The 12124-nt window shown below is 65.1% G+C and carries 12 protein-coding genes; all 12 read right to left on the bottom strand.

Annotated elements, in window-relative coordinates:
- Positions 1 to 7 precede the first annotated feature (7 nt).
- The gene (locus GGR36_RS17635; protein ID WP_183636089.1) at positions 8 to 1021 is read right to left on the bottom strand and encodes an AraC family transcriptional regulator; all 1014 of its coding nucleotides are present in this window, start codon (positions 1019 to 1021) and stop codon (positions 8 to 10) included.
- 148 nt (positions 1022 to 1169) lie between these two features.
- Positions 1170 to 1715 (bottom strand): porin family protein, encoded by a 546-nt coding sequence (locus tag GGR36_RS17640; RefSeq protein ID WP_183636090.1) that lies wholly within the window; start codon positions 1713 to 1715, stop codon positions 1170 to 1172.
- Between the two features lie 233 nt (positions 1716 to 1948).
- Positions 1949 to 2899 carry a lipoyl synthase gene (gene lipA / locus GGR36_RS17645; protein ID WP_172203376.1) on the bottom strand — a complete coding sequence of 317 codons (951 nt, stop codon included), beginning with the start codon at positions 2897 to 2899 and terminating at the stop codon, positions 1949 to 1951.
- Between the two features lie 9 nt (positions 2900 to 2908).
- Entirely contained in the window at positions 2909 to 3559 is a 651-nt protein-coding gene (lipB, locus tag GGR36_RS17650; RefSeq protein ID WP_183636091.1) for a lipoyl(octanoyl) transferase LipB, read from the bottom strand.
- A 153-nt stretch (positions 3560 to 3712) separates the two neighbouring features.
- Positions 3713 to 3976 carry an HP0495 family protein gene (locus GGR36_RS17655; protein WP_183636092.1) on the bottom strand — a complete coding sequence of 88 codons (264 nt, stop codon included), beginning with the start codon at positions 3974 to 3976 and terminating at the stop codon, positions 3713 to 3715.
- Positions 3977 to 3993: 17 nt separating this feature from the next.
- On the bottom strand, positions 3994 to 5139 hold the full coding sequence (locus GGR36_RS17660) for a D-alanyl-D-alanine carboxypeptidase family protein (RefSeq protein ID WP_183636093.1): 1146 nt from the start codon (positions 5137 to 5139) through the stop codon (positions 3994 to 3996).
- A 112-nt stretch (positions 5140 to 5251) separates the two neighbouring features.
- A complete protein-coding gene (locus GGR36_RS17665) occupies positions 5252 to 6451 on the bottom strand; it encodes a septal ring lytic transglycosylase RlpA family protein (RefSeq protein ID WP_183636094.1) in 1200 nt (399 codons plus the stop codon).
- The gene (gene rodA, locus GGR36_RS17670) at positions 6448 to 7575 is read right to left on the bottom strand and encodes a rod shape-determining protein RodA (RefSeq protein ID WP_183636095.1); all 1128 of its coding nucleotides are present in this window, start codon (positions 7573 to 7575) and stop codon (positions 6448 to 6450) included. The genes GGR36_RS17665 and rodA overlap by 4 nt, the downstream gene beginning before the upstream one ends.
- The gene (mrdA, locus tag GGR36_RS17675) at positions 7572 to 9452 is read right to left on the bottom strand and encodes a penicillin-binding protein 2 (RefSeq protein WP_207064488.1); all 1881 of its coding nucleotides are present in this window, start codon (positions 9450 to 9452) and stop codon (positions 7572 to 7574) included. Before mrdA ends, rodA begins: the two co-directional genes overlap by 4 nt.
- A 16-nt stretch (positions 9453 to 9468) precedes the next feature.
- Entirely contained in the window at positions 9469 to 9990 is a 522-nt protein-coding gene (gene mreD, locus GGR36_RS17680) for a rod shape-determining protein MreD (protein WP_183636096.1), read from the bottom strand.
- A 1-nt stretch (position 9991) separates the two neighbouring features.
- Positions 9992 to 10906: a rod shape-determining protein MreC gene (mreC, locus tag GGR36_RS17685; protein WP_242533295.1), complete on the bottom strand. Its 915-nt coding sequence runs from the start codon at positions 10904 to 10906 to the stop codon at positions 9992 to 9994.
- Positions 10907 to 11009: 103 nt separating this feature from the next.
- Positions 11010 to 12053: a rod shape-determining protein gene (locus GGR36_RS17690; RefSeq protein WP_183636097.1), complete on the bottom strand. Its 1044-nt coding sequence runs from the start codon at positions 12051 to 12053 to the stop codon at positions 11010 to 11012.
- Between the last annotated feature and the right edge of the window lie 71 nt (positions 12054 to 12124).

Below are 12124 nucleotides of genomic sequence, written 5' to 3' on the forward strand. Positions count from 1 at the left end.
GCGGCGATCAAGCGGCGACGCCGCCGAACTGCGCGTCGCGCCAGCTCGATGGCGCAAGACCGGTCCAGCGCCGGAAGGCGCGGGTAAAGCTGGCAATTTCGGCGAAACCGAGCAGGTAGGCGATCTCGTTGATCGAGTGGGTGCCGGTGCGCAGATAGTCTTCCGCCATCTCGCGCCTCAATTCGTCGAGCAGGCCCGCGAAACTCAGGCCCTGATCCGCGAGGCGGCGCTGCAGGGTGCGCTCCGACAGCAGCAGCTTCTTCGCAATCGTGGCGCGATTCACGTTGCCCGATGGCAGCAGTTCAATCAAAGCCCGCCGGGCCCGCGCCGCAATGTCGTCACGGGCGTGGCGCGCGAGATACTCCGAAGCAATGTTTTCCGCCGAGAGCGCGAGTTCGGAGTTGCCGGTCGGCAGCGGCCGGTCCAGATCTTCGTCGCTGATCGCGATGGCGTATTCGTCGGCGCCGAATTCCGGATCGACGCCATAAAAGGCGCGCATGCGGTTGGCGCTGTCGTTCTCGGCGTGGCGCAGTCGAACTGCCGCGGGCGTGAAGGACGTACCGCAGATCGCACGACACAGGCGTACCAGCGACGCCATGCGGGCATCGTAACTGCGCGGCAGGGTGTAACCCTCTTCGGTGTTGAAGATGAGCCAGGATCGGCCCTCCTCGACGCGGATCTCGACCTCATCGACCGAGGTGACGATGCGGAAGTAGCGCACCAGCCGGCGGAACGCCTCGCGCAGGCTGGCACTTGCGAACCATGCGAAGCCGACCGCGTGCAGCGCTGTCGGATTGAGCTTCATCGCCACATCCAGTCCGAATCCGTGGTCGCCGCCCACCGCGTGCACCGCACCGGCCCAGAATCGCGCCGCCGGCTCAAGCGGGATGCGCGCGTTCGGATCGTGCAAGCTTGCCGGGTCGATGCCGGCTTCGCGCGCAACCTCGTCGGCATCGACGCCGCGGTCGATGAGCGCGGTGTGAACAAGTAGCAATGCGCTGCTCAGCCAGGTGTCCTGCATGCTCGTGGTGTCCGTTTGCGATCAGGACATTCTAGGATCGGAATGCCGCCGGCGGGCAGGCGCTCAATATGTGCTTGCACAAATGACAAAGGGCGGCCCGAGGACCGCCCCTTTTCGTTGCGCTTTGTTACCTGACGCGCACGGCGGGTCAGAACTTGTAATTCACGCCCATCGTGAAGACCGTGGTGTTCTTGTCGAAACTCGCCGTGGCCGTCTCGATTTTCGGCGCGCCCATGTAGTGCGCGACTTCCGCACGGATGCCGACGTTCTGCGTCGCCTTGAACTCGGCGCCCAGGCCAAGCTTGGCGGCGGTGCCCGACTGGCTGTCTTCGGTACCGTAACCTTCGACCTTGCGATCAACATAGGCCAGGCCGACCTTGCCGAAGACGTCGAAGCGGTCGCTCACCGGCAGCTTGCCGACAAGGTCGGTCGACACCGCGTAGTTCTTCGACTGGTAACCGCCGGCTTCCGCCTTGCCGAGGTCCTGGTAGCCCAGTTCGACCGCGAAGTTGCGGTTGAAGTCATAGCCGCCGTAGAGGCCCCATGTCGTCGGGTTGTCCTTCACATCCGCGACACCGGAGACATCGTGCTTCGATGCGCCGACGTTACCGCCGATGTAGAAGCCTTCGTCCGCGGCGAGGGCCGAACCCGCGAAGGTGGCGGCGGCAGCGGCGATAAGCAGTTGGGTTTTCATGGAGGGGTTCCTTTCGTCTTTGCGAGTCCCGCGCGGTGGGGACTCTCTAATCTTCGAAACCGCGCTGTTTGGGTGAGACGAATCGTAGGCGCCACCCCTGCCAACCAACTTGTCGTCACGGGACACCGGTTTGGCTTTCACGGCCATGACAGCCGTACACCTGTAACGGGATGTCAGAAACAAAACGGCCCGCACAGGGCGGGCCGCTTCCAGAGCGTGACGGAGCGCGGGTTTCAGACCACCCCGGCACCCTGTGCCTGCTGATCGGCCCAGTAGGAAGAGCGTACCATCGGGCCGCAGGCGGCGTTCTTGAAGCCCATCTTCAGCGCTTCGGTCTCGAACATCTTGAAGGTGTCGGGATGCACGTAGCGCAGCACCGGCAGGTGGCCGCCGGAGGGCTGCAGGTACTGGCCGATGGTGAGCATCTCGACGTTGTGGGCGCGCAGGTCGCGCATCACTTCGAGGATCTCCTCGTCGGTCTCGCCGAGGCCCACCATCAGGCCGGACTTGGTCGGCACATCCGGATGGCGCGCCTTGAATTCTTTCAACAACTGCAGCGAGTAGGCGTAGTCGGAACCCGGGCGGGCCGCCTTGTAGAGACGCGGCACGGTTTCGAGGTTGTGGTTCATGACGTCGGGCGGTGCCTGGTCGAAGATCTCCAGTGCGATGTCCATGCGGCCGCGGAAGTCCGGCACCAGCACTTCGATCGTGGTCTTCGGCGAAGCGGCGCGCGTTTCGCGGATGCAGTCAACGAAGTGCTGGGCACCGCCGTCGCGCAGATCGTCGCGATCCACCGAGGTGATCACCACATAGCGCAGGCGCATCGCCGCGATCGTCTTGGCGAGGTTGGCCGGCTCGTTTTCGTCGAGCGGGTTCGGGCGCCCATGACCCACATCGCAGAAGGGGCAGCGGCGGGTGCAGATGTCACCCATGATCATGAAGGTCGCAGTGCCCTTGCCGAAGCATTCATGGATGTTCGGGCAGGAGGCTTCCTCGCACACGGTGTGCAGCTTGTGATCGCGCAGCGTGTCCTTGATTTCGTTGAAGCGCGCGGTTTCCTCGGCGCCGCCCAGCCGGATGCGGATCCATTCCGGCTTGCGCAGTTTTTCGGCCACCGGAACGATCTTGATCGGGATGCGCGCCGTTTTGTCCGCGCCGCGAAGCTTCTTGCCGACTTCAGCCATGATGTCCTTTCAGGCCGCTGCCCGGCGGGCAGCGTGGTGGTGGGCGAAGCGCGCGTCGAGCGCGTCCGCCAGTTTGCGATGCACGACGTCGAGTGGATCGACGACGCCGAAATCCTTCAGTTGGGCCGATTCCAGGCCCGGATAGCCGCATGGATTGATCGCCGAAAACGGCGAAAGATCCATGTCGCAATTGAGCGATAGCCCGTGGTAGCTGCAGCCGTTGGCGATCTTCAGGCCCAGCGCGGCGATCTTGGCGCCGCCGACATAGACGCCGGGCGCGCCGTCGCGCAATTCGGCGCCTATGCCGTAGTCACGCAGCACATCGAGGATCGCCTGTTCGATCAGGCTCACCAGTTCGCGCACCTTGATCTCGCGCCGCGCGAGGTCGATCAGCAGATACACGACCGCCTGGCCGGGGCCGTGATAGGTGATCTGGCCGCCGCGGTCGATCTTCACCAGCGGGATGCCGGTTTCGCGCAGCAGGTGTTCCGGTTTGCCGGCGAGGCCCAGCGTGAACACCGGCGGATGCTCGACCAGCCACAGCTCGTCCGGCGTATCGCCGGTGCGGGCGCGTGTGAACGCTTGCATCGCGTGCCAGGTCGGTTCGTACTCGACGCGGCCGAGCGGCTTGCGCAGCAGTGGAGGGGGCAGGGCGTTCATGCGGTGGCGCTTGCCCCGCAACAACGCAAGGGCTTGACGAAAAAAGGGATTTTATCGGCCGGGCGCCAACCGGGCAACGCTGCGGGTGTTGGGGTTATTCCCCCATACCCGCGCGTTTATGGCGGCGTGCGCGCCACGCGGCCCGAGGGTTTCTCAGAGCACCACCTTGACGAAGGGGTGCCCGGTCAGCGAACGGTAGATGTTGTCGAGCTGTTCGCGCGAAGTGGCGCGCACGGTGCAGGTCAGGCTGATGTACTTGCCGCCACTCGACGCGCGCATCTCGACGCCGCTGGCATCGAAATCCGGCGCGTTCTGCTGGACCACTGCGATGATGGTGTGCGCGAAGTCGTCCCGCGTTTCACCCATCACCTTGATCGGGAAATCGCAGGGGAATTGCAGCAACTCTTCGTTCGACATCGCGTGCCTCCCGAGGGTCAGAGGTTCTTGATCCAGAAGCGGATCGCGTCCCACATGCGGCCGAAGAAGCCGGCCTGTTCCACCGCCTCGAGCGCCACCACCGGGTAGGTGCCGAGCGCTTTGCCATCGAGCGTGACCGTCAGCGTACCCAGTTGTGCGCCCTTGGCGATCGGCGCCTTGAGGGGCTGGCGGCTCTCGAGCTGGACCTTCAGCTTGGCAGCATCGCCTTGCGGCACCGACAGCACCAGATCGTTCATGAAGCCAGCCTTCACGCTGTCCGTCTTGCCCTGCCAGACTGGCAAGGTTTGTACGGCGGCATTGGCGGCGTATAGCCTGGTCGTTTCCCAGGACAGGAAGCCGAAATTCAGCAGCTTCTGCGATTCGGCTGTCCGTACTGCGTCGGATGTGGTGCCGGTGACCACCGAGATCAGCCGACGCGAGCCGCGCTTGGCCGTCGACACCAGGCAGTAGCCTGCCGCCGCCGTATGGCCGGTCTTCATGCCGTCGACCGTCGGGTCGATGAACAGCAGGCGGTTACGGTTCGGCTGGGTGATCTTGTTGTAGGTGAATTCCTTCTGCGAATAGAAGGAGAAGTACTCGGGGAAGTCGCGGATGATCGCGGCGGCAAGGATCGACAGATCGCGCGGGCTCATGTAATGGCCGTCGGCGGTCAGCCCCGCGGCGTTGCGGAACTGGCTGTTCTTCATGCCCAGTCGCTGCGCTTCCTTGTTCATGCGCGACACGAAGGCTTCTTCCGAACCGGAGATCAACTCGGCCAGCGCCACGCAGGCGTCGTTGCCGGACTGCACGATCATCCCCTGGATCAGTTCCTTCACCGTGACCGGCATGCCCGGCATGATGAACATGCGCGAACCGTCAAGGCTGGACTTGCGCGCGTTTTCCGACACCGCAACCTGCTGATCCATCGAGATCGTCTTTGCCTTGAGTGCGCTGAAGGTCACATAGGCAGTCATCAGCTTGGTCAGCGAGGCGGGTTCGATGCGCTCGTCGGCGCCTTGCGCCGTCAGCACCTGGCCGGAGCCAACGTCGTAGAGCAGCCAGGCCTTCGCGGCAAGCGCAGGCGGCGTGGGTTCGCTCGCGCCGGCGAGCGGGGCGATCAGGGTCAGCGCAAATGCGGTGATCAGGGCAGCAAATCGTGTCATGGGGTATCGCAGGGCAGGGTAGTGGGCGCAGCGCAGGGGAGGCGGAATTATACCTGCCGCAGCGCAGCAATCCGGGCGCGAAAGTGTTTCGCGATACTTTGGCCCGGCAGGGTCAGCGTGTGACCAGGAAGGGTTTGAAGCGCAATGCGTCGGAAATCTTCACGGCCATGCTGCGCGCTTCGCTTTCGCTGGCAAAGGGGCCCGCATGAAGGCGGAAACGCCCGTCGAGCAGCAGGACTTCGAGCTGCCCTGCAAGCGCAGAGAGTTCGCCACCAACGAACTTGCGGAAGCTTTCAGCATTGGCCGCGGTGGTGAATGCGCCCAGTTGCAGGAAGATGCCCGAGCGTTGCGTCGCGGTGGGGACTGGCGGCGGCGTCGTCGCGGCGGCGGTGACCAGCGGTGCCGTCGCTGCTGCGCTTGCGGTCGTGGCCGCCCCGGCTGCGGTCGCGACCGTTGCCACGGCGGCTGGCGCCAGCGGCTTTACGTCTATCGATGGCGGCAGCGAAGCCGTGGGCGGCGTCGCCTCGGCCGACGCGATTACTGGCGGAGCCTTGTCCGCTGGCGCCGGCGTGCGTTGTGCCAGCGTCACTGGTGGCGGGCTGTTGCGCTTGACCGGCTTGCCGCGCTGACGGATCGGCGGAATGTTCTCGGCGAGCACCTCAATGCCTTCCGGCACGATGGCTTCGATTTCGACATCGGTGTGGCCGGTGTCAAGGTACTCGAGCTTGTACGCGGCGGCGTAGGAAAGGTCGATCGAACGCCCGGTGTGGAAGGGGCCGCGGTCGTTGATCCGCACGATCACCGACTTGCCGTTGCGCAGGTTGGTGATGCGCGCATAGCTCGGGATCGGCAGCGTCGGGTGTGCGGCCGTCATGCCGTACATGTCGTACTTCTCGCCGCTCGACGTGGGCTTGCCGTGGAACTTGCGGCCGTACCACGAGGCCAGCCCCTGTTCCTGATACGGCTTCACGGAGGTCGCCGGCACATAGTCCTTGCCGAACACGTTGTACGGATTGTTGGCGAAGGGGTGCAGCGGTTCGGCGCGTGGCGTGGCGTCCGGAATCGCGTCGAGGTTGTCGGGGATGTCGTCGCCGGGGCCGTCGTCCTTGTAATAGCCGCCACCGCGCTTCTGCACGACTTTCGGCTTTGTGGCGGTGCCGGCGGTCGCGGGCGGTGTCGGCCTGGCCTCGGGTTGCGGGCTGACCGGCGCCGGAGAGGTGGCGCAAGCCGAAAGGATCAGCGCGGCCGTCAGGGCCGAAAGGCCGCCGATCGGCAGGCGGGTGGAACCGTTACGGATAGCGCGGCGGATCATTTCTGGAGCAGCGTCCGGTGACGGGCAACACTCATCAGGATACCCAAGCCAAGGCAAAGCGTCACCAGTGCGGTGCCGCCGTAGCTCACCAGCGGCAGCGGCACCCCCACCACTGGCAGGATCCCGGTGACCATGCCCATGTTCACGAACACGTAGGTGAAGAAGGACAGCGAGATCGCGCCCGCCAGCAGGCGCCCGAACACGGTGGCGCCGTTGGCGGCGATCATCAGGCCTCGCATGATCACCAGCAGGAAAATGAATAGCAGGCCGACGTTGCCGAGCAGGCCGAACTCTTCCGACACGACGGCGAACACGAAGTCGGTGTGTCGCTCGGGGATGAATTCAAGCTGCGTCTGGGTACCGTTGCGCCAGCCTTTGCCCAGCACACCGCCGGAGCCGATGGCGATTTCCGACTGGATCGTGTGGAATCCCTTGCCGAGCGGGTCCGAGGTTGGGTCGAGCAGGGTGCAGATGCGGTGTTTCTGGTACTCGCGCAGGCCCGGCCACTGCACTTCCGGCGCACAGATCCGGTCTTCGGTGGCGATGATGGCGCCCACACCGACCACGCCGGCGAGCAGCACCGGCGCGATCAGCTTCCACGACAGGCCGGCGAAGAAAATCACGAACAGGCCCGACGAGAGCACCAGAATCGCGGTGCCAAGGTCCGGCTGCTTGGCGATCAGGCCGACTGGCACGGCAAGCAGCGCGCCCGCCACGAGAAAGTCACGCACCGCCAGCGAGCCCTCACGTAGCTGGAAGTACCAGGCCAGCATCAGCGGCATCGCGATCTTCAGCAGCTCGGAGGGCTGGATGCGCATCACACCCAGGTCGAGCCAGCGTTGCGCACCTTTCGAGATCTGCCCGAAGAGCGCCACCGCTACCAGCAGCAGAACGCCCAGCACGTAGAGTGGCAGGGCAAAGCGCTGCAGCAATTGCGGCGTGACGTTGGCCGCCGTCCACAGAACGACGAGCCCGACCGCGGTGTTGATCATCTGCGCCTGCCAGCGATCCGGTGAAGCGGAGAGCTGAACCACAGTCGTGAAGCAGATCAGCATCACGACCAGCACGAACAGGAAGGGATCGATCGGGGCGGCGATGCGGCGCCACAGGCGTTGCAGGATCATTCGGCCCCCGGTTGTTCAGGCGCGGCACCGGCGGGTTCCTTGCCGAGCAGGTAATAGTCCAGCACCTGGCGCGCGATCGGCGCGGCGGATTCCGCGCCGAAGCCGCCGTTCTCGACGAGGATCGCCAGTGCGATCTTCGGCGCTTCGGCCGGGGCGAAGGCGATGAACAGCGCGTGGTCGCGCAATCGTTCGCCCACCGCGTGCGACTCGTACTTGGCGCCTTTGAGCGAGAACACCTGCGCGGTGCCGGTCTTGCCTGCTGCCACGTACTGGGCGCCGGCGAAAGCGCGCGCCCCAGTGCCGTACTTGTTCACGCCAACCATCGCGTCGTGGATCACCTTGATGTGTTCAGGCTTGATCGGGATCGTCTTGAGCGGCTGGGGCTCGATCACGCGCCGCGCATTGGTGCGCGGATCCTGCACGTACTTCACCAGGTGCGGCTTGTACATCACGCCGCCTGCCGCGAGCGTTGCGGTGGCATGCGCGAGTTGCATCATCGTGTAGTTGTTGTAGCCCTGCCCGATGCCGACGGAGATGGTCTCGCCGGCATACCACTTCTGCAGTTCCGGTTTCTTGAAGTGTTTCTTCTTCCATTCCGGCGAGGGCAATACGCCGCTCGCTTCGCCGGCGATATCGATGCCTGTGCGGGAGCCGAAGCCGAACTGGCCCAGCGTGCGGGCAATCGCGTCGATGCCCATCTCGTTGGCGAGCGAGTAGTAGTAGGTGTCGCAGGAGACGATGATCGACTTGGCCATGTCCACCGAGCCGTGGCCGCCCTTCTTGTCGTCGCGGAACTGGTGCCCGCCGAACCAGAAGAAGCCGGGGTCGGAGATGGCCTGCGTGGCCGAGCGCTTGCCGGTCATCAGCGCTGCTGTCGCCATGAAGGGCTTGAAAGTCGAGCCGGGCGGGTAGGAGGCGTAGATCGCGCGCTGGATCAGTGGATGGTCAGGCGAATTGTTGAGCGCGTCCCAGTTCTGCGGATCGATGCCGTCGACAAACAGGTTCGGGTCGAAGGTGGGCATCGACACCAGCGCCAGCACGCCACCGCTGCCGGGTTCGATCGCAACCAGCGCGCCGCGGCGATTGCCGAAGGCCGCCTCGGCGATCTTCTGCAGTTTCGCGTCCAGCGTCAGGACCAGCTTGCGGCCCGGGACAGGCGGCGTGCGCGCGAGCGAACGTACCGCGCGGCCGCCGGCATCCACTTCGATCTGCTCGAAACCGGTGGTGCCGTGCAGTTCGTCTTCGTAACTCTGTTCCAGCCCGCTCTTGCCGATATGGTCAGTGCCGCGGTAGTTCGCCGCGCGCTCGTCGTCTTCTTCGATGCGCTGCTTTTCGCGGTCGTTGATGCGGCCGATGTAGCCGAGCACGTGTGAGGCGAAAGTGCCTTCCGGATACTGGCGGAACAGGCGTGCCTTGATATCGACGCCGGGGAAACGATAACGCTGCGCAACGAAACGTGCGACCTCTTCGTCAGTGAGCCGGTTACGGATCGGCAGGCTTTCGAAGGTCTTGCTCTCTTCGAGCAGTTTCTTGAAGCGCTTGCGGTCTTTCGCTTCGATGTCGATGACGCCGGCCAGTGCATCGATCGTGGCGTCCAGATCCTTGATGCGCCCCGGCGTGATTTCCAGCGTGTAGGCCGAATAATTGCGCGCCAGCACGACGCCGTTGCGATCGACGATCAGCCCGCGGTTGGGCACGATCGGCACCAGCGAGATGCGGTTGTCTTCGGCGCGGGTGCTGTAGTAATCGTGCTTGATCACCTGCAACCACACGAAGCGCGACACCAGCAGCCCGAAACAGACGAACACGAACACGCCTGCTGCCAGCACGCGGCCGCGGAAACGCGCAATCTCCTGTTCGGGTGTCTTGAATTCCATCAGGCTTCGATCCGCCTCAAAGCGGGCGGTTCTCGTCGCGCTCGACCGGGCGCATCTGCGGCAGCAGCAGGACGTAGTGCGCCGGGAACCACAGCAGGGCAGTGGTGAAGGTCGTGAAGAAGTATTCCCAGCCCGGGAATTCGGCGCCGGCGATGAGGCGCACCACCAGCATCACGATCTGCGTCATCAGGAACAGCGGCAGCATCTGCAGTGCCTGGGCGGCGGGCGGAAACCACAGCAGGCGGCGGCTCATGGTGCCGGCGATGAAGGCGAGCAGCACGTAAGCGAGCGCGTGCTGGCCGAGCGCTGCGCCGAAGCCGATGTCGGTCATCAGGCCGAAGACGAATCCGGCGCCCATGCTCACGCGCAGCGGCTCGCGCACGCACCAGAAGGCGAGCACCAGCGCGACGAAGTCCGGCACGCCGGGCAGGGCGCGCGTCGGCACGAGATTGAGCGTCAGCGCGACGATGAGCGTGAACCATACCCAGCCCATGCGGACTGGAAGCAGGATGCGGCTGGAGCGATGGTTGGGCTGCATCTCACCTCCTCTTCGAACGGCCGCCGGGCGCGGGCGTTGGCGCGGGCAGATTGGCGGTCGGGTCGGGGATGGGTTTGACCGTGCGACCGAGCACCAGGACCGCACCGCTGCGCTCGATGCCGGCGACGGGTTGGCAGATGAAACGCGCGAAGCCGCGTGCATCGTCCCGATTGACCTTGAGAACCTTGGCGACCGGCAGATCGGGCAGATAGGTGCCGTCCAGTCCTGAGGTCACGATGACGTCACCCGGCTCGACATCGGCGTTGGCGGCGAGATAGCGCAGTTCCAGCAGTCCGCCGCCGGCGCCGAACATCACCGCGCGTTGCCCGGTGCGTACCACCTTGACCGGTATCGCCTGATCCTTGTCGGTCAGCAGCGTGATCTCCGCCTGCAGCGGGAAGACGCGCGTCACCTGGCCGACGACGCCGGCACGGTCGATGGCGGCGAGGCCGGGCTCGATGCCATCACGTTCGCCGCGGTCGATGATGACCCGGCGCGAGAAGGGATCGCGCGCCGCATAGATCACTTCCGCCGCGATGCTGTGCGCCGACACGCGCTCGCGCATCGCGAGCAGGTCGCGCAGCTGCTGGTTTTCCTTCTCCAGACTGTCTTGTCGCAACAGGCGTTTGGCATCGCTGAGCGCGGTGTTGCGAAGTCCCTTGTTCTCGCTCTGCAACTGGCTCAGCGACGAGAAGTAGGCGTAGGTGCGGTTGGCCCATTCGGCCGGGGTGGCGGCAGCGATCTGCAGCGGGTAGGCGAGAACCGTCATGCCGTGGCGCACGGTTTCGAGGTAACGGAAGCGCAGGTCGGCGACCAGCAGCCCGAGCGAGAGCACGAGGAACAGCGTCAGCCGTGCCGCCGGGGGCAGGCCGCGCTTGAAGAACGGAGGTGGCTGGTGGCCGACGACGGACATCATGTCAGTGCGTTCTGTTTTTCGTGCTGGGCGCGCGACGCTGCGGAGTTAACGCACAGCGCGCGCCCGAAGCGCGCGCTGTTCGCGATGCCGCCGCGCGGCAGGTTTATTCGCTGGCGAAAATGTTGCCGAGCTTGTCCATCTTTTCCAGCGCGAGGCCGGAGCCGCGCACCACGCAGGTCAGCGGGTCTTCGGCGACGATCACCGGCAGGCCGGTCTCTTCCATCAGCAGGCGGTCGAGGTCGCGCAGCAGTGCGCCACCACCGGTCAGCACCATGCCGCGCTCGGCGATGTCGGCACCCAGTTCCGGGGGGGTCTGTTCGAGCGCGGTCTTGACTGCGGAGACGATGGAGTTGAGCGGATCTGCCAGCGCTTCGAGGATTTCGTTGCTGGAGATTGTGAAGCCGCGCGGGATGCCCTCGGCGAGGTTGCGTCCCTTGACTTCCATCTCGCGCACTTCGGAACCCGGGAAGGCCGAGCCGATTTCCTTCTTGATGTTCTCGGCGGTGGTCTCGCCGATCAGCATGCCGTAGTTGCGGCGGATGTAGTTGACGATCGCTTCGTCGAACTTGTCGCCGCCGACGCGCACCGAGCTGGCGAACACCGTGCCGCCCAGCGCGATGACGCCCACCTCGGTCGTGCCGCCGCCGATGTCGACCACCATCGAACCGGTTGCGTCCGCCACCGGCATGCCGGCGCCGATCGCGGCGGCCATCGGCTCCTCGATCAGGTACACCTGCGAGGCTCCGGCACCCAGCGCCGACTCGCGGATCGCGCGGCGCTCGACCTGGGTCGAGCCGCAGGGCACGCAAATGATGATGCGCGGGCTGGGGGCGAGCATCGAGGAGGGGTGAACCTTCTTGATGAACTGCTTGAGCATCTGCTCGGTGACGGTGAAGTCGGCGATCACGCCGTCCTTCATCGGGCGGATCGCGGTGATGTTGCCCGGCGTCTTGCCCAGCATCTGCTTGGCTTGGGCGCCGACGGCCTGGATCGTTTTCTTGGCGTTGGGGCCGCCTTCGGTGCGGATCGCCACCACCGAGGGTTCGTCCAGCACGATGCCGCGGCCGCGGACGTAGATCAGGGTATTGGCGGTGCCGAGGTCGATCGCGAGATCGTTCGAGAAGTAGGAACGCAGGAATCCGAACATGTCTTAGGTTTAATCCGTTGGTGTCTGGGGGTGCCCGGGGCGGTGCGGGGAGCGCCCTTGTGGCGCATGGC

The sequence above is a fragment of the Niveibacterium umoris genome (genome assembly GCF_014197015.1).
GTDB lineage: Bacteria > Pseudomonadota > Gammaproteobacteria > Burkholderiales > Rhodocyclaceae > Niveibacterium > Niveibacterium umoris.